Source organism: Mycobacterium sp. P7213, from assembly GCF_900604305.1.
Classification (GTDB): domain Bacteria; phylum Actinomycetota; class Actinomycetes; order Mycobacteriales; family Mycobacteriaceae; genus Mycobacterium.
Genome location: NZ_UWOA01000014.1, coordinates 16,421 through 42,458, shown reverse-complemented (window position 1 = coordinate 42,458; position 26,038 = coordinate 16,421). Strand labels below are relative to the sequence as shown.

Annotated in this window: 24 protein-coding genes and 2 pseudogenes; 15 read left to right on the top strand and 11 right to left on the bottom strand. The window is 67.7% G+C overall.

Annotation, left to right across the window (positions count from 1 at the left end; translation table 11 throughout):
• Window positions 1-2 precede the first annotated feature (2 nt).
• Window positions 3-947: a site-specific integrase gene (locus EJK91_RS07255; RefSeq protein ID WP_224864596.1), complete on the bottom strand. Its 945-nt coding sequence runs from the start codon at window positions 945-947 to the stop codon at window positions 3-5.
• Window positions 948-1,075: 128 nt separating this feature from the next.
• Here EJK91_RS07255 and EJK91_RS22325 point away from each other — a divergent pair, with 128 nt between their 5' ends.
• From EJK91_RS22325 to EJK91_RS07225, 6 genes are all read left to right on the top strand, one after another.
• A complete protein-coding gene (locus EJK91_RS22325) occupies window positions 1,076-1,414 on the top strand; it encodes a helix-turn-helix domain-containing protein (RefSeq protein ID WP_224864597.1) in 339 nt (112 codons plus the stop codon).
• 165 nt (window positions 1,415-1,579) lie between these two features.
• On the top strand, window positions 1,580-2,185 hold the full coding sequence (locus tag EJK91_RS07245; protein WP_046285976.1) for a hypothetical protein: 606 nt from the start codon (window positions 1,580-1,582) through the stop codon (window positions 2,183-2,185).
• 39 nt (window positions 2,186-2,224) lie between these two features.
• On the top strand, window positions 2,225-2,773 hold the full coding sequence (locus tag EJK91_RS07240; RefSeq protein ID WP_046285975.1) for a DUF6932 family protein: 549 nt from the start codon (window positions 2,225-2,227) through the stop codon (window positions 2,771-2,773).
• Complete coding sequence (locus tag EJK91_RS22145; protein ID WP_046285974.1) at window positions 2,760-3,758, top strand: hypothetical protein; 999 nt, start codon at window positions 2,760-2,762, stop codon at window positions 3,756-3,758. The genes EJK91_RS07240 and EJK91_RS22145 overlap by 14 nt, the downstream gene beginning before the upstream one ends.
• A 176-nt stretch (window positions 3,759-3,934) precedes the next feature.
• A complete protein-coding gene (locus tag EJK91_RS07230) occupies window positions 3,935-4,555 on the top strand; it encodes a hypothetical protein (RefSeq protein ID WP_224864599.1) in 621 nt (206 codons plus the stop codon).
• The gene (locus EJK91_RS07225) at window positions 4,539-5,648 is read left to right on the top strand and encodes a helix-turn-helix domain-containing protein (RefSeq protein WP_046285973.1); all 1,110 of its coding nucleotides are present in this window, start codon (window positions 4,539-4,541) and stop codon (window positions 5,646-5,648) included. The genes EJK91_RS07230 and EJK91_RS07225 overlap by 17 nt, the downstream gene beginning before the upstream one ends.
• Window positions 5,649-6,231: 583 nt before the next feature.
• Here the strand turns inward: EJK91_RS07225 and EJK91_RS07220 are convergent.
• Window positions 6,232-6,909 carry a DedA family protein gene (locus EJK91_RS07220; protein ID WP_082108382.1) on the bottom strand — a complete coding sequence of 226 codons (678 nt, stop codon included), beginning with the start codon at window positions 6,907-6,909 and terminating at the stop codon, window positions 6,232-6,234.
• Window positions 6,910-7,099: 190 nt separating this feature from the next.
• Here EJK91_RS07220 and EJK91_RS07215 point away from each other — a divergent pair, with 190 nt between their 5' ends.
• The 3 genes from EJK91_RS07215 to EJK91_RS07205 all read left to right on the top strand — a co-directional run bounded on the left by EJK91_RS07215 (window position 7,100) and on the right by EJK91_RS07205 (window position 10,648).
• Window positions 7,100-7,381 (top strand): DUF1490 family protein, encoded by a 282-nt coding sequence (locus EJK91_RS07215; protein ID WP_046285972.1) that lies wholly within the window; start codon window positions 7,100-7,102, stop codon window positions 7,379-7,381.
• A gap of 101 nt (window positions 7,382-7,482) precedes the next feature.
• On the top strand, window positions 7,483-9,690 hold the full coding sequence (gene ctpC / locus EJK91_RS07210; protein WP_224865678.1) for a manganese-exporting P-type ATPase CtpC: 2,208 nt from the start codon (window positions 7,483-7,485) through the stop codon (window positions 9,688-9,690).
• A 292-nt stretch (window positions 9,691-9,982) separates the two neighbouring features.
• Complete coding sequence (locus EJK91_RS07205) at window positions 9,983-10,648, top strand: cation transporter (RefSeq protein ID WP_046285981.1); 666 nt, start codon at window positions 9,983-9,985, stop codon at window positions 10,646-10,648.
• 42 nt (window positions 10,649-10,690) lie between these two features.
• Here EJK91_RS07205 and EJK91_RS07200 read toward each other — a convergent pair whose 3' ends face one another.
• Both EJK91_RS07200 and EJK91_RS07195 read right to left on the bottom strand, forming a co-directional pair.
• The gene (locus tag EJK91_RS07200) at window positions 10,691-11,347 is read right to left on the bottom strand and encodes a class I SAM-dependent methyltransferase (protein WP_082108384.1); all 657 of its coding nucleotides are present in this window, start codon (window positions 11,345-11,347) and stop codon (window positions 10,691-10,693) included.
• 37 nt (window positions 11,348-11,384) lie between these two features.
• Window positions 11,385-11,987, bottom strand: a complete 603-nt coding sequence (locus EJK91_RS07195; protein ID WP_046285971.1) for a methyltransferase family protein — start codon at window positions 11,985-11,987, stop codon at window positions 11,385-11,387.
• Window positions 11,988-12,224: 237 nt separating this feature from the next.
• On the opposite strand from EJK91_RS07195, the gene EJK91_RS07190 reads away from it, so the two are divergent.
• The 3 genes from EJK91_RS07190 to EJK91_RS07180 all read left to right on the top strand — a co-directional run bounded on the left by EJK91_RS07190 (window position 12,225) and on the right by EJK91_RS07180 (window position 14,504).
• Entirely contained in the window at window positions 12,225-12,992 is a 768-nt protein-coding gene (locus tag EJK91_RS07190; protein ID WP_085263410.1) for a DUF1275 family protein, read from the top strand.
• 167 nt (window positions 12,993-13,159) lie between these two features.
• A complete protein-coding gene (locus EJK91_RS07185) occupies window positions 13,160-13,504 on the top strand; it encodes a TFIIB-type zinc ribbon-containing protein (protein ID WP_082108488.1) in 345 nt (114 codons plus the stop codon).
• Window positions 13,488-14,504, top strand: coding sequence for a cation diffusion facilitator family transporter (locus EJK91_RS07180; RefSeq protein ID WP_082108489.1), 1,017 nt, complete (start codon window positions 13,488-13,490; stop codon window positions 14,502-14,504). Before EJK91_RS07185 ends, EJK91_RS07180 begins: the two co-directional genes overlap by 17 nt.
• A 216-nt stretch (window positions 14,505-14,720) precedes the next feature.
• Here the strand turns inward: EJK91_RS07180 and EJK91_RS07175 are convergent.
• From EJK91_RS07175 to EJK91_RS07160, 4 genes and pseudogenes are all read right to left on the bottom strand, one after another.
• A pseudogene (locus EJK91_RS07175) lies at window positions 14,721-15,918 on the bottom strand (heavy metal translocating P-type ATPase); the annotation flags it as partial.
• Window positions 15,919-15,969: 51 nt separating this feature from the next.
• The gene (locus EJK91_RS07170; protein ID WP_133055903.1) at window positions 15,970-16,461 is read right to left on the bottom strand and encodes a transposase; all 492 of its coding nucleotides are present in this window, start codon (window positions 16,459-16,461) and stop codon (window positions 15,970-15,972) included.
• Between the two features lie 39 nt (window positions 16,462-16,500).
• A complete protein-coding gene (locus EJK91_RS07165) occupies window positions 16,501-18,849 on the bottom strand; it encodes a heavy metal translocating P-type ATPase (RefSeq protein WP_125078595.1) in 2,349 nt (782 codons plus the stop codon).
• A 55-nt stretch (window positions 18,850-18,904) separates the two neighbouring features.
• Window positions 18,905-19,240: a DUF1490 family protein gene (locus EJK91_RS07160; RefSeq protein WP_414826532.1), complete on the bottom strand. Its 336-nt coding sequence runs from the start codon at window positions 19,238-19,240 to the stop codon at window positions 18,905-18,907.
• 71 nt (window positions 19,241-19,311) lie between these two features.
• Here EJK91_RS07160 and EJK91_RS07155 point away from each other — a divergent pair, with 71 nt between their 5' ends.
• Window positions 19,312-19,776 carry a heavy metal-responsive transcriptional regulator gene (locus EJK91_RS07155; RefSeq protein WP_046285514.1) on the top strand — a complete coding sequence of 155 codons (465 nt, stop codon included), beginning with the start codon at window positions 19,312-19,314 and terminating at the stop codon, window positions 19,774-19,776.
• A gap of 25 nt (window positions 19,777-19,801) precedes the next feature.
• Complete coding sequence (locus EJK91_RS07150) at window positions 19,802-20,560, top strand: DUF2182 domain-containing protein (protein WP_234821612.1); 759 nt, start codon at window positions 19,802-19,804, stop codon at window positions 20,558-20,560.
• A 104-nt stretch (window positions 20,561-20,664) separates the two neighbouring features.
• Here EJK91_RS07150 and arsB read toward each other — a convergent pair.
• Both arsB and arsM read right to left on the bottom strand, forming a co-directional pair.
• Window positions 20,665-22,175 (bottom strand): annotated as a pseudogene (gene arsB, locus EJK91_RS07140) (ACR3 family arsenite efflux transporter).
• Between the two features lie 102 nt (window positions 22,176-22,277).
• Entirely contained in the window at window positions 22,278-23,066 is a 789-nt protein-coding gene (gene arsM, locus EJK91_RS07135; protein WP_046285503.1) for an arsenite methyltransferase, read from the bottom strand.
• Between the two features lie 89 nt (window positions 23,067-23,155).
• Here arsM and EJK91_RS07130 point away from each other — a divergent pair, with 89 nt between their 5' ends.
• Window positions 23,156-23,530, top strand: a complete 375-nt coding sequence (locus tag EJK91_RS07130; protein WP_046285502.1) for an ArsR/SmtB family transcription factor — start codon at window positions 23,156-23,158, stop codon at window positions 23,528-23,530.
• A 63-nt stretch (window positions 23,531-23,593) separates the two neighbouring features.
• On the opposite strand, the gene EJK91_RS07125 is transcribed toward EJK91_RS07130, so the two are convergent.
• Window positions 23,594-25,963 carry a heavy metal translocating P-type ATPase gene (locus tag EJK91_RS07125; protein WP_046285513.1) on the bottom strand — a complete coding sequence of 790 codons (2,370 nt, stop codon included), beginning with the start codon at window positions 25,961-25,963 and terminating at the stop codon, window positions 23,594-23,596.
• Between the last annotated feature and the right edge of the window lie 75 nt (window positions 25,964-26,038).

Genomic DNA, 26,038 nt, shown 5'->3' with positions numbered 1-26,038 from the left:
GATCACCCCCCGTCGTGCCAGTCGTAGCCGATCAGCGCCGCGGTGGCGTCCAGCGACGACGCGCCGACGCGGTGGGCGGCATCTTCGATCCGGCCGGTTCGGTCGAACTCACGTCGGGCGGCATAAGCGGTCAGCGATGCGGGACGGATGCCCGAGTCCTCGGAGAGCCCGGCGCGGGACAGGATGTCGCGCACCGTGACGCAGACGCGGGCTTGTTTATGGGCGTCGCTGCCGCCGGCGGCGGTGCACAACACCGGCGACGCGGCCGATGTAGGTAGTGGGCCGGTGAGGTAGTCGGCGCGTTCAGCGAGCACCCGCACCGACCAGGTGTCCAGCGGCAACACGCGCGGGCGGTGTTTGCGCGATCCGTGCGCCCCTACGGTCGCGGTCTGTGGGTCGATGTCGGCGGCGCTGATGTGCCCCAGCTCGGAGGTGTGCGCGCCGGCGAGCAGCAACGCGGCGGTGGCGGCGTGGCGGGTCGGGGTGGCGTGTTCGGCGAATAGCCGCACCAGGGCGGCCTCGTCATTGGAGAGTGGCCGCTGTGGGGACGATTGCCGGGCGGGAACGTCGATGTCGGTAGTGGGGTCATCGAGGGTCAACCGCAGACGACGGGCGCTGCGGTAGAACGCCCGAAGTGCTGCGCGCCGGTTATGCATCGTTGCAACCGCCGCGTCTGACACGCAGCCATGCCGGGCCCGTCCTTTGGCGGCAACGAATTTCGCGACCAGCGCCGCATCGACGGCGGCCAGCGTGGTGGTGTCGTGGGCGGCGGCGAAGCGGGCGAACCGGCGCAGCAGCAACCCGAACTTGTCCAGGGTCTGCGCGGCCAGCACGCCGTCGTCGATCCAGGCGCCGATCACCGTCTGCACGGCCGTGTCTAGGCTGCCGTCAGCCATGGCGGGCCCCCAGCGCAACGGCAGGGTCAGCTGCTCGCCGGCGCTCACCATGGCGCGGCACCTTCGATGACTGGTTGTGCACGTCGCCTCCGTCCATATCGGTGCATGTATGCACCATTTGAGCAGAGGGGTCTGACAAGTCGTGCCGGTGCGACGGCATCGGCGGTTATCGTGGGCGCATGCCGCGCAGCAACGCCGACCGGCCACCGGTGGCCTACGTGGCCTCGGGGGCGTGGCCGGATGCCGAATTGGTCGCCGATGCCCCGGCGTCGGCGTTCGCCGCGCAGGGCCTCGCGCGTGCGCTGCGCGCGGCGATGGCCGAGGCCGCGACGGGTCAGCGCGCGCTGGCCACCACCAGCGGGGTCGCCCATACCACGATTGGGCGCATCCTGGCCGGCACGGTGCTGTGCGATATCGGTTCGCTGGCCCGGCTGGAAGACGCCCTGGGCCGGACGATCTGGCCCGAGCATGGCCGCACTCCGAACCGCCGCAGCGTGACCCGGCGTGCTACCGCCTAACCCACCGATGCCGTCCGTCACATGAGGCAGGTTACATTCCTGTGATTTGATTGCGCCCGTAGCGCAACGGCGTGTTGCGCTTGACTCGTGTTCCATGTTCCAGAACACTGGGGCTCGCGCGCGCACGCGCGCGCGTCAGCGTAGCCGGGAAGTGGGTGCCAAGCCATGGTGAAGACTCCGAGGTCGTTGATCGACCTGATTGATGTTGCAGTGAAGCGGCACGGTGGCGCGTCGGGACGCCGGCTGGCGGAGCTGGCGCAGAGCGCCGGTCACGATATCTCGCACGCGACCCTCAACCGGCTACGGCAGGGTACCTACGCGACCCGGCCCTCGGATGCGTCGATCCGGGCGATCGCTTATCTGGCCGATGTCTCGGAGAACACCGCATTCGCGGCGGCGGGAGTGAGCGCCCCCTCGGATGTTGCGTATCAGCCGCCGCGGGAAGCCCAGCGGATGAGCACCCGGCAGCGCAAGGCGCTCGATGAGTTGATCCGCGCCTTCACCGCCGGCGAGGCCCCGGCCGCCGCCGGGGCGGATTTCGGCCGGTTGCTGGCCGCGCGGGAAAACCTGCAGGCCGCGCTGGCCGACACCGGCCAGCCAGCGGCGGCCGAGCGGCTCGCCGAGGCGGCGCGCGACGCGGTGGCACGCATCGACGAGGTCATCGATGCGCTGTTCGCCGCGTCGACCGACCAGGACGCACCCGATGGCGCACCATGGTCACAGTTGACCGTAGGACAGGGGGACGGCGGACCAGCGCACGCAGTCAGGTAGAGCCACTCGCGCACGGCGGTCGGCAGAAGGGGCGGTGTTGTGATTCCGGAGTTGGACCCAACGCACGGGTTGTTGCCCCCCGGCCGATATCGTGCAACCCGGATCGAGGTGCGTCAGCGCTTCGTCGACGGGCGTGGCGCTCATCGACAGAGGCTGTGGCAGGATTGGGAGTCTGCGACGAACCTGCTGCGCCGACACGTGCACGTCAACGCCGCGTGGCTTTACGGGCAATTCCTTTCCGACGATCCCGAACCACAGGTGGTGTCCTGTGCGTACTGGGCCGAGGACCTTGAGCTGGCCAAGGCGCACCTGAACCCCACCAGCGTCCACACGCTGGCAGCCTTTGCCCAACGGGGTAAGGTCCGCCGCATTGTCGGAGTGCAGGTGGACACTCAACTCCTCGCCTGGCACTGCCAGCCCGACCCGAACACCGAGGACCGCTATCTGACCCCGTACCTTGAACGCCGCGGGCAGGTGGATGATTACCTGCAGCGAATACGATGCGGCACACGCGGTTCGATCCCGGCGCGGGACGACGCCTTGCCGCGCCGCGGCTATGTGGAGGTGATCGTCGATGACTACCAGTGACAGCGACGAACAGCTGGACCGGATGCAGGCCGCGATCCTGGCCGCGATGGCCGGCGACGACTCACCGACTTGGACCACGCCTGACGACCTGTCCCGGATCAGCATCGAGGCCCTGATCGACGACGACGACGGCCTGGGCCGCACCCGCGCTTCGCGGGGCAACATCCGCATCACCGGCGAAGGGGTGACCGGTGCGTCGGCACGGGTGTCGGAGGTGGCGCGGGTCATGACCGGATTTCAGCGGCTGGCCACCGCGGTCGGCGCCGCCCAGCAAGGGGACAAATCATTGGGGCGCCAACCCAACGCCGACGTGCGCCACCGCACCGATCTGCTGCTGAAGGCCTCACCCGGCCCGGGTTCGATCGTGCTGACGATCATGCCGGCAACCTCGCCGATCACCGAAACCGGACACGGGGACGGCAAGGTCGGCATGTTCGCCGAACTCGAAACCACCGACCAGCTGCTCGACACCGCGATCGGGGCGGCCATCGACGTATTCACCGCCGGCAATGACATTGGCCCTAGCCCGGCGAACTCGGTGTTCGTGCGAGAACTCGGCGAGATGGGGCCCCGTACCGCCTCCGCGGTGCGCGATTTGTCCAAGACGCTGGACCGCGCCGGATTCGACATCGAAATCGACTGGCAACAACCCGAACGCACCACCCGCAGGGTCACCGTATCCGCCGCCGCGGCCGCCTACATCGCGACCACCGTCGAAAACGCCAACCTCGATGAGCAGTACGTCGAGGTCATCGGCGAATACCTCACCGTCAGCGCCGTATCATCCTGGCTGATCCAACAAGACGACGGCGACACCGTCACCGTCAAACTCGGCCGGATCGGCGGACACGAAACCCGCGGACTCGCCGTCGGCGACAGGGTACGCATCGACGCGATTATGAAGATCGAAACCACGCCAGGCGGCGCGGTCAAAACCACGTACACCGCCCAAGCCGTCCACCGCCTCGGGGACGAGCAGTCCTAGCGCCCTCGTTGAGATGTACTGCGCGGCCTACTGATCAGGGCGTCCGTCGTGGCGGTGGCCGCCGCGCGTTGTCGGCGTGGTACGCCGGTCTCCACCGGGCCAAACCGGCCGCGCTTCTCGCGACACGCTGTTTCATTAAGCGCGATAATATCGCATCATCGCGATATTATCGCGCCGTGAGAAACATTCAGCATCTCGTACATCGGATATCGCCGCTGGTCGAACCGCTCCATGACGCCTTCGGCCATGCACGGCATCGGCTTGAGGTGCTGGGCATCACCACCGGTGACGACAAGCGATGGTTACGGACCGCGCACTACCGCAGCGAGGTCTTCGACTACTTGAGCGCGCACGCGGTCGACAGCTGGTCCATCGATTGGAAGCGGCATAGTCAAAACGGCGCTATCCACCTCATTCACTCAGGCAGTGACTTAGCGATACGGCTCCTACGTGAGGCACCCACTCCCGGCGGTGTGCCGTGCGCCGGATCCAACACCCGCCGCCGTGCCTACTATCGCAACCGGCCGTGCGCGCAGCTGGCGTTGTGGGGGGCGTCCAAAAACCTCTCCCACAACCTGCTGACATTATGGGATGAATGCGACGCCGAGGTCTCACTGCGAGTCGTGCGCCCCATAGGGCCAGGTAGCTCGCACCGCGGTGTGCCGATCGATTTGTCGGCCGACCTCCCGCGAACGCAAACTGACTTCGAGGCAATGCGTTTCGAGGTCCTAGACGAAGACCTTGACGAGACCACGGTCAGCTACGACGAGGAGGACGGCAGTGGCGGGAGCGCCTAGCCCCGGTGCCCGGCTAAACGACCTTCGCGAACTGCTCCAGCTGACACAAACCGAACTGGCTCAGAAGGCCGGTGTACCTCAATCGACGATCTCCGCGGTCGAAAGGGGCGATCGAGAGCTGTCGCCAGCATTGGTTGCTACAGTCTGCGCGGCCGTGCGAATGCCGCTGTCGTTCTTCGATTCGGTGTCATCGCCCGTGGACCCGGCAGCAGTGCATTTTCGTAAGACCGCCGGTGCGGGCGCCAAAGCTACCAGGGCTGCGCTGCGCTGCTTCGAGGAGCTACAACGCATTGCCAGTCGACTTATGGAGGCATCGGAAAGAACGCCGTTAGCTCTTGAACCGGTCACCGCTGATATCACCGCCGCGGATATCGAAGGTATCGCAACGGCTACCCGGGATGAACTCGGGATTCCGCGGAACCAACCCATTACGCATGTCATGCGTGCCGTTGAGCGTGCAGGGGCGGCCGTTGCCCCGCTGGTTCGACTCGGGGCGGAACATCCAGCGTTTGATGGCCATTCCGGGATGTCCAGAGCAACACCGAAATCAGCACTGGTGATGTACACGCCGACGAGTGCCGGCGACCGGCAGCGGTTCACAGTCGCGCATGAGCTGGGCCATTTGAAGCTGCATCACCACCGGGACGTGGGTGACGAGCGGTTACGCGAGAAAGAAGCGCACCGCTTTGCCGGCGCGTTCTTATACCCGAGCGAAGTAGCCGCAGCCGATATCTCAGAGTCACTGAGCCTTAACGGATACGCGCGCATCAAGGCCCGCTGGGGGATCGCGATACAGGCATTGATCCAGCGAGGCCGGGATCTGCGTCTTATCTCTCCCGATCGGCATAGGTCGCTGATGATTCAGGTGTCATCAAGGGGATGGCGCAAACATGAGCCGGTCGAGGTCGGGGTTGAAGAACCAATTCTGCTGTGGCACATGCTATCGTCGACCTACGGGGATGCGCCGTACATGGCAGCGTCGCATACCTTCGGCATCGACCCCGAGCGACTAGAACTCTGGATACCAAACCGTGCGGCTTCCCACACCCTGGGCGGCGACGTTCTGCCACTGATTCGAAGACAGCGAGCGTGACTCGACCAAGGCGCGCCCGACCGGCAACGGTGAATCCGCAGGCCCCTGGTACGGGGTAGGCGGCGTAGGCGATCATCGGCCCGGGCGCGGTGCTCGGTCGCGTGCGTGTGGTGTACTGCTGCCCACGGGACACCAGTCAGCAGGGCGCGAGCACCAGCACAATTGCCAGGACCACCAAGCGCGGATGGGTGTGGCCCCACATCAGGGGGCAACGGTCGAGGCCGATCATTGCCTCGACGAGCCTGAAGCGCCATGAATCATCCCAGGGCCACACGGGTGGTCGGGGTTCCCGCCTTCGTCGTGGTCGTGGTCACGAGGCTGTTTTGCTAGCCGGTTCCGGCGAATAGGCCGGTAAGGTGCGCCTTTGAGCCCAGAGCATAGTTCGGGCGCTGAGGGAAGTCGCAGCCGAACAGCGCGGCCTGGGGCGAAGGCGTGAGCTGCCCTCGGCAATGTGACGATGCCCAAGGCCTTCGCGCGGCACGGCTCGTGCGACGGCGGGCCGCGAGTTCATCGCCGGCGGTGCTGCAGATCAGCGGACCAGAGCTGGCAGACCGGTAGGTCCGCCGCTGTCTGGCGGTCTTACCTAATGGTCGCCCATCGGGCGGCGCTCACCGGTGCAGCTGGTCGGTTCCACGAGCAGCAGTGTCGAGCGTTCACCAGCGCGGCGAGCACGGCGGCGGCGGATGATGAAGACTGTCGCGGCGGCGATGAGGACGGCGAGGGTCCCGGCGATGATGAGGGCGGCGGGCGAGTGCAAAGAGTGGGCAACGGTCCGCCAGTTCGCGCCGATGGCGTAGCCGGCTCCGGCCAGTGCCGTGGTCCAGGGCAGGCATCCCAGCAGGGTGTAGATGCCGAAGCGGGCCGGTCGCATACCGGCGAGCCCGGCCGGAAGCGAAATGAAGCTGCGGATGACCGGCAGCAGGCGCCCGTAGAACACCGAGGCGGCACCGTGGCGGGCAAACCATCGCTGCGCTCGGTCGAGGTGGGCCTTGTTTAGCCACCGGTGGTGGCCCCAGCGGCGCAGGGCGGCCCGGCCGCCGTAGCGGCCCGCCGCCCAGCCCAGATAGCTGCCGGCCAGGTTGCCGGCGGTGCCGGCCGCGATCACCAGCGGGAGGTCCATGTGTATGCCGGCCACCGCGCCGCCGGCCAGCGCTCCACCGAGCAGCATGGTGGCCTCGGAGGAAATCGGGATGCCGGCCGACTCGGCCACCATCAGCGCAAAGACCGCGACCAGCCCGAAACTGATAACGAATTGCTGCATGAATCCCCTTTCAGGGCAGCCCCCATGGTCGCAGGAGCTCGGCTGTGGCCGGGTCGCGGCAAGCAGCGTCCGACACCCGCGGATCCATAATACATGTTGATATTGCAATGTTTAGATGTTAACGTCAGCGGCGAAGGATTGAGCGGTATGCCAACTGGGGCAGAAGCGGAACGAAAGGTTACTGATCGCAATGTATGGATTGTTGGCGAAAGCGGGGGCCACGGTGGTCACCGGGCTGGTCGGGGTCAGCGCCTACGAGGTGTTGAAGAAGGCGCTCGGGAAGGCGCCCGTTCGCCGGGCCGCCGTCGCAACGACGGAGTTGGGTTTGCGCGGGACGCGGCGCGCCGAGGTCGTCGCGGAGTCGGCCCGGCTGAAGGCCTCCGATGTGATGGCCGAGGCCCGCGAGCGTATCGGCGAAGAGGTCCAGCCTCCTGCCGCCGCTGACGTGCACGACCACGACCACGACCACTGATGGCGTCGGTGACTGCTGCCAACCATGCCGCGCTGACGATCGTGTCGGATGCGGCTGTCGATGATCCTGCTTTCGAGGTGGCTTCCGATGCGGCCGGGCGGATGCGGGTCACGGTTGCGTGGGTCTGTTCGAATTCGCGTCGTGCCGTGGCGGTGGAAGAGTCGGTGGGCCGCCAGCCCGGGGTGCGGGCAGTGCACGCCTACCCACACACCGGATCGGTGGTGGTGTGGTACTCGCCACGGCGCGCCGATCGGCCGTCGCTGCTAGCGGCGATCGCCGCGGCTGAGCATGTGGCCGACGAGATGATCCCCGCGCGCACGCCGCGATCAGCTGACGTCCGCAACACCGATGTGCTGCGCATGGTCATCGGCGGGGCGGCCCTGTTCCTACTGGGTGTGCGCCGTTACGGCTTCCGGCGGCCGCCGATGCTGGGCCCAACCGGGCAGTTGGTCGCCACCGGGGCAACCGTCTTCATGGGCTATCCGTTCCTGCGCGGCGCGCTGCGGTCGCTGCGCTCGGGTCGCGCGGGCACCGACACGTTGGTCACTGCGGCGATCATCGCCAGCCTTGTCCTGCGCGAGAACGTGGTCGCGCTCACCGTGCTGTGGCTGCTCAATATCGGTGAGTATCTGCAAGATCTGACCGTGCGGCGCACCCGGCGGGCGATCTCCGAGCTGCTGCGCGGCACCGCCGACACCGCGTGGATCCGTACCGCCGACGGCACCGAGGTCCAGGTGCCGATCGACACGGTGGAGATCGGTGACGAGGTGATCGTGCACGATCACGTGGCGATCCCGGTCGATGGCGAGGTCATCGACGGGGAGGCGGTTGTCGATCAGGCCGCGATCACCGGGGAAAACCTGCCGGTCAGCATCATCGCGGGGGCAGCGGTGCACGCCGGGTCGGTGGTGGTGCGCGGACGGTTGGTGGTACGCGCCCGCGCGGTGGGTAAGGAAACGGTGATCGGCCGCATCGTTACCCGCGTCGAGGAGGCCCAGCTCGATCGGGCGCCGATCCAGACCGTCGGGGAGAACTTCTCGCGGCGCTTCGTGCCCGCGTCGTTCCTGCTGTCGGCACTCACCTTGGTGCTCACCGGCGATGTCCGCCGGGCGATGACGATGCTGCTGATCGCCTGCCCGTGCGCGGTGGGGCTGTCCACGCCGACGGCGATCAGTGCGGCGATCGGCAACGGGGCGCGCCGCGGCATCCTGATCAAGGGCGGCTCGCATCTGGAGCGGGCGGGCCAGGTGGACGCGATGGTGTTCGACAAAACCGGCACGCTCACGGTGGGACGCCCGGTGGTGACGAATATTGTTGCACTGCATAAGGGCTGGCAGCCCGAGGAGGTCTTGGCCTATGCCGCCAGCTCGGAGATCCACTCGCGTCACCCACTGGCCGAGGCGGTGATCCGCTCGACCGAGGAACGCCATATCAGTATTCCGCCGCACGAGCAATGCGAGGTGCTGGTAGGGCTGGGGATGCGCACCTGGGCCGATGGGCAGATCCTGCTGCTGGGCAGCCCGTCGCTGCTGCGCGCCGAGAAGGTCCGGGTGTCGAAGAAAGCCACAGAGTGGGTCGACAAGCTGCGCAAGCAGGCCGAAACCCCGCTGCTGCTTGCGGTGGACGGCACGCTGGTGGGGTTGATCAGCCTGCGCGACGAGGTCCGTCCCGAGGCCGCTGAGGTCTTGACGAAGCTGCGAGCCAACGGAATACGCCGGATCGTCATGCTCACCGGCGACCATTCCGATACCGCCGCCGCGGTTGCGGGCGAACTCGGCATCGACGAGTGGCGCGCCGAAGTACTCCCCGACGACAAACTCGAGGCGGTACGCGCGCTGCAGGCAGAGGGGTACGTCGTGGGGATGGTCGGCGACGGGGTCAATGACGCCCCGGCGCTGGCGAGCGCCGATATCGGGATCGCGATGGGGTTGGCCGGAACCGATGTGGCCGTCGAGACCGCCGATGTCGCATTGGCTAACGACAACCTGCAACGCCTGCTCGACGTGCCCGACCTGGGCGCACGTGCCGTCCAGGTCATCCGGCAGAACTACGGCATGTCGATCGCGGTCAACGCCGCCGGGCTGCTGATCGGGGCCGTCGGCGCGCTGTCGCCGGTGCTCGCGGCGATCCTGCACAACGCGTCCTCGGTGGCTGTGGCCACTAACAGCTCCCGGCTGATCCGCTACCGCCTCGCCGGTAACGGATCGCGTGATGGCGGGGTCCAGTCCACCGAGACGGAGGGCGGTCGCCAGCGGCGGGGCGGCGCGATGGTCTCGGTCTCGTCGGCGGATCTAGAACCGCCTCGCTGACGGTCGCCTAACGTCGGCGTGTGTGTGGTGAGCGTCGCGCACCGATGAACGGGGTGCCTACCGCCAGTTCCTGGCGGTAGGCACCCTGGCCTGGGGGTGTCGACCGCCTACAATCGAGGTCACCCGGGGTCCTACCGGGTGATGAGTGGGGTTTTGGCGGCGGCGCGCTGCTGCCGAGCGGGTAGGTGTGGCGGTCGTGGGTCCCGCCGCCGTGGCCTGATCATAAGAGCAATCAAATGCAGATAGTGGGGTTGTGGTGGCTGACTTCGATCCGGCGGGCGGTCCCGCCGAGTTGGTCGACGACACATGCTGTGCGGAATCGGGGCACGCTGCGCCGGCACCGGTTGTACGCGACGCAGGATGGCTGCGGGACGCCCGATGGGCGCGGGGGCTGGCGTGGATCAGCCTGGTGTTTCTGGCCGTGGAGGCCGTCGTGGGCTTGTGGCAGGGGTTGGCGGCTGGGTCGGTCGCCCTGACCGGCTGGGCATTGGGCAGTGTGGCCGAGGCATTGGCCGGCGTGGTGGTGATCTGGCGGTTCACCGGTTCGCGGACCCTGTCGGCGACGGCCGAGCGCCGCGCGCAAATCGGTGTGGCGGTGTCGTTTTGGCTGACCGCCCCCTACATCGCCGCCGAATCGGTCCATCACCTCTTCGGTGAACGCCACCCCGAGGTCAGCGTGATCGGCATCGTGTTGACCGCGTTCGCGGTGCTGGTGATGCCGGTCTTGGGGCGTGGCCAACGCATCCTGGGTGCCCGGTTGGCCTCGGCGGCCACCGCCGGGGAGGGCGCGCAGAACTATCTGTGCGCAGTGCAGGCCGCCGCGGTGCTGACTGGCCTGGCGGTTACCGCCAACTGGTCCGGCGGCTGGTGGCTCGATCCGGTGATCGGGCTGGGCGTTGCCGCCGCCGCGGTCTGGCAAGGTTTTCGGTCCTGGCGGGGTGAGGACTGCGGCTGCTGACCCACGGGCTGGTTGCGTCGTCGCGGCCGAGATGCTGGTGGATCAACCGGCGTGAAGCGGGCCGGCGCAGCCAGGACCACCTGCCGCTCGATCCTGTTGCCGCGAGACTCGATCCTGTTGCCCCGAGAGGGGTTTGTCGGCGGCCCCGAGCAGATAATCGCCACGGATGCGGGTGATCGACCCGAGGACCACGAGGCCGCACCGGGTGAGTTCGTCGAGGAACTGTTCGACGGTGAACCGGTCGTCGCAGGCCAAGGCATGAGCGGTGACTTCTTCGAAGTAGAACCGCCCACCCGGTCTCAGCACCCGGGCGACCTCGGCCAGCGCGTTGCGCCAGTCCGGGATGTGGTGGACGACCCCGAAGTCGAACACCGCATGATAGCTCGCGTCGTCGGCATCCAGCGCCGCACGCAGGTCGGTCGCGCTGCCCTGGGCGAGCCGAACCCGGTCGCCGTAGCGGGCCAGCCGCCGGCTCGCTCGTCGGATCATCGCCGGGTCCAGATCCACCGCGTCGACACGGGTGGCGCCGAACCGCTCCAGCATCAGCTGCGTGCCGTATCCGGAACCGCATCCGATCTCCAGGGCCCGCGATCCCGGGATGAGCCGACCGCCGCATCGCGCCAGCAGCGGCGCTTCATAACAGCTTTGCAGCCAGCGCCGCGGCAAGCTGTTCACCAGCGCGGTTTCCGCCCGATCCATCAACATCTGCTGGCCCTGCGCACACCCAGTCGCGGCGTCAGGACAGCCCGACTCGGGGAACGAAACGCCCGACCGCGGCGGTGTAGGCGTGGTACTGCTGATCGTGCACGGTGCGAAGGTAGGGCTCTTCAACACCGCGGACCTGCAGCTCGATCGCGGCGACCAGCAGCGCGAAACCGGCGAGCGCAAGCGGATTGGGCGCCACGAGCACGGACCCGGCGGCGAAAACCAGCATCGCGGAAAAGATCGTGTTGCGGACCACCGCGAACACACCGTGGCGCACCAACGTCGTTGCCTCGTTGGGGTCGACCCCGATCCGCCAGGACTCGCCCATGTCGTGCTGCGCGTAGACGGTTGCGCCGATGCCGGCCACAGCGACCACAACGCCGGTCGTCTGTATCCACGTCGCGAGCAACACCTCGAGCGGGAAAAGCATGCCGGCCAGTTGAAGCAGCGGCGCGGCGACACCGATGACGACCGCCGCGACGAACCCGACGCCGGCGATCCACTCCAGCGATCCGAACCGGCCGCTGACACCGCGAAAGCCCGTCGATCCGGTCATGCGCCACTGCCGCCAGCTGCGCCACCCGAACCCGAGCACACCGAACACGAGATAGAGCACCACTGCGATGAGAGCCATCAGGAAACTCCTCCGACCCAGCACATATCTACACATAGTAATGTATGCATGTTATGGTGGCTAGTCGAAGCCTCACATCCGTCCTTCGGCGCTTCGAGCGGTCGTCGGAGGGCACCACGCGCCAGCGGCGACACCGGCGGGCAGCCGCGACTCAGACAATTAGACAAGTGGTCACGTGGTCGTAAGCTTGCGTTGTTAGCGTTGCGCCCGCCGCGGACCACCGGACAGGGAGCGATGATGCCGCATACGCCGACGCCCGCGCCGTGGGCCCCGCGGGTACTGGTGCTCGGGTACAGCGGGCTGCTGGCCGGGGTCGCCGGGTTTGTCAACGCGGTGGCCCTGCTGGTGTTGGCGTTCCCGGTGGGCAACCTCACCGCGGTAACCACTGAGTTGGGCATGAACACGGGCAACCCGAACCCCTGGTTGTATGAAGGCCATGTGCTCGCGGCGATCCTGTTCGGGTTCCTGGGCGGCACCGCGGCAGCGGGCGCGGTTCTGGCGCCCACCCACACCGACACCGGCCCGCGCCATGCCGCGGTGCTGGTAGCTGAAGCCGCGCTGTTGTTGCTTGCCGCGATCGGGGTCGAGGAAACCGTGGTCCAGGCGACACTTTCCACGTTCGGCGTGGAGCGAACCGTGGTCCAGGCTGGACTTGCCGCCGCGGCGCTGGGACTGCAAAACGGCGTGACCTCAAGCTTGGGCGGGATGGCGATCCGCACCACGCACTTCACCGGCACCATCACCGACCTCGGGCTGATGCTGGGCCGCAGCCGCCGGCACGGAATCGAGAAGTGGAAAACAGCCGTCCTTACCGCGACCTTGCTGCTGTTCCTGGCCGGCGGCGCAGCCGGGGTACTGACCGGTATTTGGTTCGGCGGCTACGCGCTGATCATCCCCGCAGCGGTCTGCGCGGCCGTCGCGGCGGCAAGCCTGCTGCATGACCGCAGACGTCGCACATCCCGTGCTTGTGCGACCGCCGAGCCGGCGCGGACCGATGCCCGCTGACCGCGTCCCCGCTCAGTTGCCCTTCCCGCGTTCAGGCGTTGGGATCCTGCGGGAGACATAGCCGCGGTGCCAGGCGCATGACGAATCGTATGCACACATGCATATGTACGCATTTTTAGATAGACTCCCGGCAGTCGATCGGGAACCGGCCGGAGAGGAGCCGAGAAGTGGAAGACCAGCGCGGATCACGGGAAGCGAGGGAGTCGGCGCTGCTGTGCCCGCGGTGTGCATCGCAGATGCTGCCGGTACAGCGGTTCGGGGTGACGATCGATCAGTGCACCGGCTGCGGCGGCATCTTCCTCGACCTGGGGGAGATTGAGCAGCTCACCGAGGCCGAGCGCCGGTTCTACGCCGCCCAACAGCAGCCGCAGCAACCGCCGCCAGGCGGGTATGTGCCGCAGCCCTACCCGGCGCCGCCGATGTATGCCGAACGCCCCCGACAGGGCGGCTTTCTTGGCGGCTTGTTCAGCGGCGGAGGCTACTACGGGGGGCGCCATGGCGGGCACCACTGACGGCGGCGCCGACGCTACCGCGTCGGCGCCGCGACCTGCCCACGACTCCGGTGCTGGCCGCACCGACGACACCGGGCACGATCACGGCCACGGGGCGTCGGCGGACGCGGACCGCAGGTGGCTGGGGATCGCGCTGGGCTTGATCGTCGCGTTCATGGCCGTCGAGGTGGTCATCGGCCTGGTGGCGAACTCGCTGGCATTGATCTCCGATGCCGGGCACATGCTCACCGACGCGGCGTCGATCGTGTTGGCGCTGATCGCGATCCGGCTGGCGCGGCGTCCGGCGCGGGGCCGCTATACCTACGGGTTCAAGCGGGTGGAGATCTTGTCCGCGCAGGCCAACGGGATCACTCTGCTGCTGCTGACGGTGTGGTTCGTCTACGAAGGGGTGCGCCGGCTGATCACCCCGCCGGAGGTTGCCGGCCCGCTGGTGCTGTTCACCGCCCTGGCCGGGATCGTCGTGAACATTGCCGCCACCTGGTCGATCAGCCGGGCGAACCGCACCAGTTTGAACGTCGAGGGTGCTTTTCAGCACATCCTCAACGACCTGTACGCGTTCATCGGCACCGCGATCGCCGGGGCGGTGGTGTGGGCCACCGGCTTCGCCCGCGCCGACGCTATTGCGGCCCTGGTGGTGGCGGCGTTGATGGCCAAAGCGGGGTGGGGCCTGGTCCGCGAGGCCGGGCGGATCTTTCTAGAGGCCGCCCCCGCAGACCTGGACCCGGCCGAGATCAACGACAGGATCGCCGCGATACCCCAGGTGGTCGAGGTGCATGATCTGCACGTGTGGCAGATCAGCTCCGGTCAGCCGGCGATGTCGGCGCATGTGCTCGTCACCGGCGAAGCCGACTGCCACGCGGTCCGCTCCCGCATGGAAACGGTGCTGCACAACGAGTTTCACGTCGAGCACACCACCGTGCAGATCGACCACGCCACCCCTGATGGCCACACCCGCGTCCGAGGGCTGCGCCCAACCGCGCGGGCCAGTGCCCGCCCATAATCCGGGGTAGCGCGACGTCGTGGCCGCGCGTGCGGCCCCGGCCGGCATACATGTCACCTCGCGGCGCCGCATACCGGCGTTCTGGCTGTCCACCACCATGACTGCTGCGGTTGCGGTGGGCAGATCTTGGTCGGTGACCGTGGGGAACCGCGGATTATGTCGGTTGTCGCGCTGGCCGGCCTGTCGCGGCAATAGTCGTCCCACCGTCACCGTGAGGCGGTCGGGTGTCTTGGGTTGGCCCGGTAAGTGATTTGATGCGTCCGGCGCGCACGCCGTTGGCGATGACGACGACCTCGGTGAGCTCGTGCACAAGCACGACCGCGGCCAGCCCGAGCGTTCCGAACAGCGCCAGCGGCATCAGCACGGCGATGATACCCAGGGATAGTCCGACATTTTGCAGCATGATCTGCCGGGAGCCGTGGGCGTGGTGGAGTGCTTGGGGCAGGTGGCGCAGGTCTTGGCCCATCGGGGCGACGTCGGCGGTTTCGATGGCGACGTCGGTTCCCATGGCGCCCATCGCGATGCCCAGGTCGGCGGCGGCCAGGGCCGGTGCGTCGTTGACGCCGTCGCCGACCATCGCGGTGGGCCGGCGGGCACGCAGCTGCGCGACCCGGTGGGCCTTGTCCTCCGGGCGCAGTTCGGCATAGACGTGCTCGATCCCGGCCTGGGTGGCCAGGGCGGCCGCGGTGGCGTGGTTGTCGCCGGTGAGCATCGTCACCTGATAACCGCCGGCGCGTAACGCGGCGATGACCTCGGCGGCTTCTGGGCGTAGTTCGTCGCGTACGGCGATGGCGCCGAGCAGCACATTGTCGCGTTCGACGAGAACCGCGGTGGCCCCGGCTTGTTGCATGCGCGCCACCTGATCGGCGAGGTCGACGGGGTCGAGCCAGCCGGGCCGACCCAGACGGACGGCATGCCCGTCGAGGCGGCCGGTCAGCCCGGCCCCGGGGATGGCTTGCACGTCACTGGCGGCGGCGGTCGGCGCTGGGGTGGCGGCGAGGATGGCCGCGGCCAGGGGGTGTTCACTGCGGGCCTCCAGCGCGGCCGCCACCGCCAGGACCTCCTCGCGGGTGGCGCCGTTGCTGGTGGCGACGTCGATGACGGTGGGCCGGTTGGCCGTCAACGTTCCGGTCTTGTCTAGGGCGATCGCGCCGATGGTGCCCAGCGCCTCCAGCGCGGCGCCGCCCTTGATCAGTACACCGAGTTTGGAGGCGGCGCCGATGGCCGCCACCACGGACACCGGCACTGCGATGGCCAGCGCGCACGGGGACGCTGCGACCAAAACCACCAGAGCGCGTTCGATCCAGACCAGCGGGCTACCGAAGACGCTGCCAACCCCGGCGATCAGCGCCCCGGCGATCATGATGGTTGGCACCAGCGGTCGTGCGATGCGATCGGCCAGCCGCTGGCTGGTGTCCGTTGTCATTTGATCTGAGGCACTCGTGGCCGTTTGACCTGCGGTGCCTCAGGTCAAATGACAATCCCGATGGACTGAGTTTGCCATGCTATCGGTGGTGAAACGTGCTCGTTTTGGTGGCGGTTTGGAAGTCGACACGTCCAACAGTTCAGCTATCCGGTTCACGTCCCGACAGACGCACTCCGCTGGCATGAGTTCGTGGAAGCGGCTCACCTTCGATGCTGCGGCAGCGAAGTGCGCCGAGGCCTCTTCCAGAAAGGCGATTTCTTTGGCCTGTTGGGCGACGGTCGCTCGTAGCCGCACCAATTCTGCGCGCTCCTGCACCGAAAGCGGTTGTCCTGCAGTGGGGTCCGTCCACTGGGTGTCGGTGCTGCGGACCTTGGCCATCCGCCACCGCTCGTCACGCACCCACGTGTACAGCAGATCCTTGTGCAGGTCTAACTCACGGGCGACCTCGGCAACCCGTCGGTGCCCATCGATCACCATGTGCGCGGCCTTAGCCCGATACTCGGGGGTAAACGAGCGCCGCCGTGGTGGCATTTCCGCATCCTCCGTAACGCCCTCAAGCTGTGATGTCAACTACCTGAGCGGCCGTTGCCGGGGTAACTGTCGACCGAAGCGGCGTAGCCGCAGCGAGTTGGTCACCACGCTGACCGAGGAGAACCCCATCGCGGCACCCGCGATGATCGGGTTCAGCAGGCCGAGCGCGGCAAGGGGGATGGCGGCGGTGTTGTAGCCGAAGGCCCAGCCAAGGTTCTGGTGGATCGTGCGCAGCGTGCGCCGCGAGAGCTGGAGCGCGAGCACCGCACCGTCGAGCCGGTCGGCCATCAGGGTGATGTCGGAGGCTTCGATGGCCACGTCGGTGCCGGTGCCGATCGCAATGCCCAGGTCGGCCTGTACCAGGGCGGGGGCGTCGTTGACGCCGTCGCCGATCATGGCGACTACCCGGCCCTCGTCCTGGAGTCGCCGGACCTCGGTCACCTTGTCCTGCGGTAATACCTCGGCCAGAACCTGGTCGATGCCGACCTGTTGGGCGATCGCGGCCGCGGTGCGGGCGTTGTCGCCGGTGATCATGGCGACCTGCAGCCCCATGGCGTGCAGTCGACGGATCGCGTCGGCGGCGTCGTCCTTGATCGTGTCGGCGACGGCGAGCACACCCACAACTTCCCCGTCTTGGCCGACGAATACCGCGGTGCGGCCCTGCTCTTCGAGCTCCGCAGCTGCCGCGGCAAGGTGCTCAGGCAGCAGCAGATCGTGCTCGTCGACGAGCGTGCGCCGCCCGATCAGCACGGGTCGGCCGTCGATTTCGGCGCGCACCCCGAGCCCGGCGAGGCTGGCGAACGCGGTGGCGGCCGGAACCTCCAGTCCCCGTTCGCGCGCGCCGGCGGCGATCGCCGCGCCGATGGGGTGTTCGGAGCCGGATTCGACCGCTGCGGCGATCCGCAGCACCTGATCACGCTGGTGTCGCTGGCCGGCGACAACATCGGTGAGCCGCATCTGGGCGCGGGTGAGGGTGCCGGTCTTGTCGAACACCACGGTGTCGATCTTCTTGGAGGCTTCCAGCACCTCGCCGCCCTTGACCAGGATCCCCAGGTCCGCGCCGCGGCCGGTGCCGACCATGATCGCGGTGGGGGTGGCCAGGCCCAGCGCGCAGGGGCAGGCGATGATCAGCACCGCCACCGCGGCGGTCATGCCGGCGACCGGGTTGGCGGCGATCAGCGTCCACCCGGCAAACGTCGCGACGGCAACACCGATGACGGCCGGCACGAACACCGCCGAGACCCGGTCGGCCAGCCGCTGGACCGGGGCCTTACCGCCCTGGGCCTGCTCAACGAGGCGGACGATCTGCGCCAGCGCGGTGTCGGCGCCGACGGCGGTGGCCCGTACGGTCAGCAGCCCGTCGGTGTTGACCGTCGCCCCGGCAACACGGTCACCCACCGATTTCTCGACCGGGACGGACTCGCCGGTCAGCATCGACTCATCGACGGCGGCGCGCCCGTCGGTGACCTCGCCGTCGACCGGGATCTTCTCGCCGGGCCGCACCCGCAGCAGGTCTCCGACTTGCACCTGATCCACAGGGACGAGAATTTCTTGTCCGTCGACGAGCAGCCGGGCTTCCTTAGCGCCCATCTCCAGCAGCTTGCTGATCGCCTCCCGCGTCTTGCCGTGGGCCCTGGCCTCGAAATAGCGGCCCAGCACGACGAACGCGATGATCAGCGCCGCGGTGTCGAAGAACAGCGGGCCACCGGCGAGCAGCTCGTAGGTGGAGTAGCCAAACGCGGTCAGTGTGCCCAGCGCGATCAGCGTGTCCATGTTCGCGGTCCACGCCCGCGCCCGCTGCACCGCCCCCTTAAGGAACGGCCACCCCGCAATGAATTGCACCGGCACCGTCGCGGCGAACGCCAGCCAGCCCGCCCACGGGTAAGCGCCGAACAGCATCGGTGCCGACATCGACACCAGCCCCAACGGCCAGGCCAGCCACACCCGCCGCCACCAGGCCCGAATCCCGCGTCTGGCCTCCTCGCGCGGCGACGGCGGGGTCGCGGCGGCCGGCTCGAGGTGATAGCCGATACGATCGAGCGCCTGCCGCAGCCGCTCGATCTCCGGCGGCCGGTCGAGCTCGTCACCGCGCGGCCCCAGCAGCGTTCGCGCGATCCCCCCGACGACCTTGCCCACAATGCCGCCGCTGCCGACATCGGCCGAGTGCGGGACACGCGCGGGCACTGACGCCGCGGGAATGTGCTCGGCATCGGCGATCGCCGACACGATGGCCGCGGTGTCGCACCGGCTGGGCGAATACCAGACCACCACCGATCCCGTGCGCGGATAGGCCTGCACGGCGCGCACACCGCTCACCGTGGCGACCGTGTCCTCGATCGCAGCGGCACGGGCCTCATCGAACTCAACCCCGGTGGCGCGCACATGCATGCGGCCCGCCGCGGCGGATACCACGACCGGCGTGGCACCGGCATCCGGAGTAGCTTCAGCGGTCAGCATCATCAGGCTCACTGGTTGTCATCCGGGTCGCGTCGGCCGCCGCTGGCGGTGGGACTTCCTCCCCGAGGCTTTCGACCGCCTCGGCCAGCACGTCGGCCACCGTCAAGCGAGCCCGCTCGGCGGTCTCCCTGGTCTTGCGCTCGGTCGTTCGCGCAACGCGCAGACCCCAGGCGGTAGCCTTGACCGTTGCCTTGCGCCACGGAGCCTTCGCCAATGCCGTGTGCAGCGCCGCATAGGCCGCAAACGCCACCGCGTGGCTCACCGGCGGCGCCGCCTTTCCCAATACTCCCTGCCGCACCATCGCGAACACTCCCTTCCTCATCGTTGCCCCGTCAAGCGGTGACGAACCCATCCTTGACCTTCCAGTGCACTGGAAGGTCAAGGATGGGTGACATGCAGATCGGCGAGCTTGCGAAACTCAGTAACACCAGCGCGAAAACCATTCGCTTCTACGAAGACTCGGGGTTGCTGCCGCCTCCGGCGCGCACGGCGTCGGGGTATCGCGACTATGGGCCCGAGTTCGTGGACCGGCTGCGGTTCATCCATCGAGGCCAAGCGGCGGGGCTGACCTTGCAGAAGGTGCGCCAGATCCTGGCGATCCACGACCGGGGCGAGGTGCCGTGCGGGCACGTGCGACAAGTCCTTAGTACCCGTCTCGACCAAGTCCGCGCGCAGATCGCCGAACTTGTCGCCCTCGAAGGCCACTTGCAGACCCTTCTCGACTACGCGGCGCACGCCGCGCCCACCGAACACGACCAGTCCACGGTGTGCTGGATTTTGGAAAGCGACCTGGATGCCGAGGTCCCCGTCGACCTCAGCCGTCCCCGCGACGAGACAGCGGGCGCCGGTGGCGGATAGAAGGCCTGACCAAGACGGCAGCGACGTGCCCGGGCGGTCATGGACCGATGTGTGGTTGCCGGCAGTCCTGCTGAGTGTGGCAGGGGTGGGCTGGTGGTGGTCGGTGGTCAGCGCCCGCGGCATGGGCGGCGACACAATGACCATGGACGGCGACTCAGGAATGTCCATGGGGGGCCAGTCACCGATGTCGTTCTCCGCGTTCCTCATCGCGTGGGTGGCCATGATGGCGGCGATGATGCTTCCCGCGGTCGTGCCCGTGGTTCGCTCCTACGCCCGCGCCGCCGCGGCTCCGGCGCTCATCTTCGTCGCCGGATATTTGGCGCTGTGGAGCGCCACCGGCATCCCTGCCTTTGTCGCGTGGAGCCACTTCACTGGACCGGTGGCGCACGGATCTGGGTGGGCCGGCCGCCTGGCCGGCGCGGTGGCCGTCGCCGCCGGGCTGTATCAGCTCACACCGCTGAAGGCGACCTGCCTGCGGCACTGCCGCTGGCCGATGCCGTTGTCTCTGCCGCCCGGCCAGCGCCCCGACTACGGTCTGGCACGGGCGCTTGTTGCCGGCGGCCGCTACGGCATGTTTTGCCTAGGCAGTTGCTGGATGCTGTTCGTACTCCTGATCGCCCTCGGCACCATGCAATTGGCGTGGATGCTGTCGCTTTCGGTGGTGATCTGGCTGGAGAGAACGGCCCCCTTCGGCGACCGGGTCAGGCGCTGGACAGCGGCGACGCTCGTAGTTGTTGGCGTTGCGCTGCTGGTGCATCCCGCATTTGTCAGCCACCTCGTCTAATGAAACTCGTCATCACCACGACGCAGCAACCGTGGCTCAAGGCCCTGGCCACGGGCCCAGTAATGGGTTGGCTGGCCAGGTTTGTCGCGTCGTCACCTGGTCGATCAGTCGTTTCCGGCGGCGGGCAGAAGTTCGGCGATCAGGGCGTGGACGCGGTTGGCGATGTCGTCGCGGATGGAGCGGACGACCTCGAGGGGTTGGCCGGCGGGGTCTGGCAGTTTCCAGTCGCGGTAGGTGATGCCCGGGTAGTAGGGGCAGGTGTCGCCGCAGCCCATGGTGATCACGACGTCGCTGGTCTGCACGGTGTCGGCGGTGAGCACCGTGGGCGTGTTGGCGGTGATGTCGATGCCCCGTTCGGCCATTGCGGCCACGGCGGCCGGGTTGATCTGGTCGGTGGGTTCGGTGCCCGCGGAGCGGACTTCGATGCGGTCGTCGGCCAGGTGGGTGAGCAGTGCGGCCGCCATTTGGGAGCGTCCGGCGTTATGCACGCAGACGAACAGGACGCTGGGTTTATCAACCATCAGCGGGCACCGCTTGGCTCGGGTTGTGGTCGAAACAAGCGGGTGCGCAGCGCCAAGGACACGTAGACCAATCCGACCAGCACGGGTACTTCGATGAGTGGGCCGACGACCCCGGCCAAGGCTTGCCCGGAGGTAGCGCCGTAGGTGGCGATCGCCACGGCGATCGCGAGTTCGAAGTTGTTGCCGGCGGCGGTGAACGCCAACGTGGTGGTGCGCGGGTAGCCGACCTTCAGGACGGCGCCGAGCAGGTAGCCGCTGGCCCACATGATGGCGAAGTAGGCCAGCAGTGGCACCGCGATGCGGGCGACATCGAAAGGCCGGGAGGTGATTTGGTGGCCCTGCAGGGCGAACAGGATGACGATGGTGAACAACAGCCCATACAGTGCCCACGGGCCGATACGGGGTAAAAACTGTGACTCGTACCAGGGCCGGCCCTTGGCCCGTTCACCGAGGCGGCGTGACAGGTACCCGGCCAGCAGCGGGATGCCCAGGAAGATCAGCACGGATTTGGCGATCTGCCACGGCGAGACCTCGATCCCGGTCTGGGGCAGGTGAAGCCAGCCGGGCAGCACCGAGAGGTAGAACCAGCCCAGCGCGGCGAACATGAGGACTTGGAAGATCGAGTTCAACGCGACCAGCACCGCGGCGGCTTCGCGGTCCCCGCAGGCCAGGTCGTTCCAGATGATGACCATGGCGATGCAGCGGGCCAGCCCGACGATGATCAACCCGGTTCGGTATTCGGGCAGATCGGGCAGCAGCAGCCAGGCCAGGGTGAACATCACCGCCGGACCGATCAGCCAGTTCAACACCAGCGAGGACACCAGCAGTTTGCGGTCGGAGGTGACCTCGCCGAGCTGGTCGTAGCGGAGCTTGGCCAGCACCGGATACATCATCACCAACAACCCAAGGGCGATGGGCAACGAAACCCCGTCAACCTCGATAGCGCTGAGTTCCGCTCCCAGGCCTGGCACCAGCCGCCCCAACAACAGGCCGGCGGCCATCGCTACCCCGATCCACAGCGGCAAGAACCGGTCCAGTGTGGAGAGCTTGGCGGCCACTGCGGGTGCAGCAGTCGATACGGCGGTGTCACTCATAGGTTTCTCTCCCGATGCGCGAACGGTCAGCCGCTTCGCTGGCAACTATCAACGTGAAGTGGGTTGGGGTGTGAGGGCGCGGTCGCGTTGTCTGCGGCTGCCTCAGTCAGACGATGCGGCGGGTTTGGTGGCGCGGATGATCGCGCCGTGCATTCCTTCGGCCACCTGGTGGGTGAACGTCACTGAGGCATCGACGAATCCGGCCGCGGCCAGTCCGTCCAGATACTCCTGGCGGGACAGTGCCCCGGCGATGCAGCCGACGTAGGAGCCGCGTTCGGCGCGCTCGGCCGCGCTGAGGTGGTCTTCGGCGACGACGTCGGAGATCCCGATCCGCCCTCCTGGGACCAGGACGCGGAACATCTCGGCGAGCACGGCGGGTTTGTCGGCGGACAGGTTGATCACGCAGTTGGAGATCACCACGTCGACGGCGGCGTCGGGCAGCGGGATGTCCTCGATGGTGCCCTTGCGGAACTCGACGTTGGCGGCGCCGGCCTTGGCTTTGTTCTCCTCTGCGAGGGCCAGCATTTCATCGGTCATGTCGACTCCGTAGGCAAACCCGTTCGGACCCACCCGGCGGGCCGACAACAACACGTCGATGCCGCCGCCAGACCCGAGGTCGAGCACGCGTTCACCGGGGTGTAGGTCGGCGACCGCGGTCGGGTTGCCGCAGCCCAGGCTGGCTGCGAGTGCGTCGGCGGGAATAGCGGAGTGCTCGTCGGCGTCGTAGAGGCCGGCGCCGAAGATGGTGCCGATTTCGGCCGAATCGCTGGACCCGCAGCAGCTCGCCGCGGTCAGCACCTCGCTGTTGGTGGCGCCGCCGCCGATCGCGGTGGCGGCCGCACCGTAGCTGGCCCGGACCTGATCGCGCAGTTCGTTGTGGTCGGTGGTCATCCGACCCCACTCCTTTCATCGACAGCTATCTATGGGTGCAGTGTGCACGAAGCATCGATACCTGTCAATGCGTGTGTCATACTAGGGCCATGCCCGCCACGGTCACGTCCCCAACCGATCGCGATGACTCGGGCAGTCTTGCGGCGTGCTGCAGCCCGATCATTGACGGCGTGCTGGACGCGGTGGCCGCCGAGCGACTGGCTGGCGTGCTTAAGGCGCTGGCCGAGCCGACCCGGCTGCGGCTGGTGTCGCTGATTGCGGGCCATGAGGGCGCCCAGGCGTGTGTGTGCGACCTGACCACCCCGGTGGGGCTATCCCAGCCGACCGTATCGCACCACCTCAAAATCCTGGTCGAGGCCGGCCTGCTGGAACGCACTCAGCGCGGCAAATGGGCCTACTACCGGTTAGTGCCCGCCACCCTGGATGTGCTCGGCGGGGTGTTCGCCCGCGCCAGCCACCGGTGACACGCATCCACTTCGCGGCTGAATGTGCGCGGTTAGTCGACGGTTAGTCGGGGCTAAACAGGGCTAAACACGCTTTGTCTTGGCGACTTGCATGCTGGCGCTAACTTCAGTCGCCCTGCGGCCGTCGGGTGTCTTGTGTTGCCCCGAGAGGGGTTTGAGGCGCCCGGCGCGCATACCGTTGGCGATGACGACCACTTCGGCAAGTTCGTGGACCAACACGACGGTAGCCAGGCCGAGGGTTCCGAACACCGCCAGCGGCATCAGCACTGTGATGATTGTCAGCGATAGCCCGACGTTTTGCAGCATGATCTGCCGGGAGCGTCGGGCGTGGTCTAGTGCTTGGGGCAGGTGACGCAGGTCTTGGCCCATCAGGGCGACGTCGGCGGTTTCGATCGCGACGTCGGTTCCCATGGCACCCATTGCGATTCCGAGGTCGGCGGCGGCTAGGGCAGGTGCATCGTTGACGCCGTCGCCGACCATCGCGGTGGGCCGCTGGGCGCGCAGTTGTGCAATCAGGGCAGCCTTGTCTTCGGGGCGCAGTTCGGCATAAATGTGCTGGATTCCAGCTTGGGTGGCCAGCGCCGCAGCGGTGGCAGGGTTGTCGCCGGTGAGCATCGCGACCTGGTAGCCGCGGTCGCGCAGTCCGGTGATGACCCCGGTGGCTTCTGGACGTAATTCGTCGCGGACGGCGATGGCACCGAGCAGCTGTCCACCGCGTTCGACGAGAACCGCTGTGGCCCCGGCTTGTTGCATGTGCGTCACGTGATCGGCAAGGTTGGCGGGGTCGATCCAGCCAGGCCGTCCCAGTCGGATGGCTTGCCCCTCGAGGTGGCCGGTCAGCCCAGCCCCAGGAACGGCATGCACGTCACTCGCGGCGGCCACCGGCGCTTGGGCAGCGGCGAGCACGGCCGCGGCCAGGGGGTGTTCACTGCGGGCCTCGAGCGCGGCCGCCACCGCCAGCACCTCCTCGCGGGTGGCGGCACTGGTGGTGGCGACGTCGATGACGACCGGCCGGTTGGCGGTCAACGTTCCGGTTTTGTCCAGGGCGACGGTGCCGATGGCGCCCAGGGCCTCCAGCGCGGCGCCGCCCTTGATGAGTACGCCGAGTTTGGAAGCGGCGCCGATGCTCGCTACGACGGTGACGGGTACCGCGATGGCGAGCGCGCATGGGGAGGCTGCGACCAGCACCACCAGTGCGCGTTCGATCCAGACCACCGGGCTACCGAAGACGCTGCCGGCCCCGGCGATCAGCGCCCCGGTCATGATGATGCCGGGCACCAGCGGCCGCGCGATGCGGTCGGCCAGGCGTTGGCTGGCGCCTTTGCGGGCTTGTTCGGCTTCCACGATGTGCACGATTCGCGCCAGCGAGTTGTCCTCAACGGTGGCGGTGACCTGAACCTGCAGCACTCCGGACCCGTTGATCGACCCGGCGAACACCTCATCACCGATTCCGGCCTCTACCGGCACCGATTCGCCGGTGATCGCCGAGATGTCTAGGGCGGTGTGCCCGGCACGAATAATGCCGTCGGTGGCCAGGCGTTCCCCGGCTTTGACAATCATCTGATCGCCGACGCGCAGTTCGGTTGTGGCGATCTCGGTTTCGACACCGTCGCGCAGTACGGTGGCCTGGTCCGGCACCAGCGCCAGCAGGGCGCGCAGGCCGCGACGGGTGCGGGCCACCGCGTATTCCTCCAGGCCCTCGCTAACCGAGAACAAAAACGCCAGCATGGCGGCCTCACCGACCTGACCGAGTCCGACCGCGCCGAGCGCGGCGGTGGTCATCAACGTGCCGACACCGAGGCGGCCCTCGGCCAGTCGCTTAGCGGTTGAAGGCACAAACGTCGAAGCACCCACCGCGAGCGCCACGACTTTCAATCCCAGTGCCACCGGCCCGAATGGAGTCAGCCACGCCGTCACCAGTGAGGCGCCCAGCATCACCCCGGAGAACGCGGCTCGCCGCAGCTTGGCGACGCCCCACAGCCGCTGCGACCCGGGCTGGCCGGTGTCGTGGTCACAGCAGCCGCCGCTTCCTTCCCCTGACCGTTGGGAAACCATGTCAGCGTGCCCACCTGATCGCGTCCGCGAGCTCCAGTCGAGAATTCGCTGCACCAGACCGGGGTTGCGCCCATCGACCGAGTGCGGTGCCCGCGGGGGCACCGACTTCGCAGGGATGTGCTCGGCGTCGGCGATCGCCGACAAGATGGCCGCGGTGTCGCAGCGCTCGGGCGAATACCAGACCACCACGGACGCCGTGCGGGGGTAGGCGTGGACGGTATCCACACCGGCCACCTTGGCGACCGTGTCCTCGATCGCGACAGCTCGCATCGCGTCGAAGTGAAACCAGGGCGCATGCACACGTATCCGTCCGGCGCCCGCGGACACTACGCTCAGTGCGGGCCCGGTATCGGTGGACGCTCCAGTAGTCTGCACGATCAACCTTCCTCGTGGATACGGGCGAACCGATTTTCGCCACAATCGGCCGTGGACTTACCCCGCCGCCGAGAAACC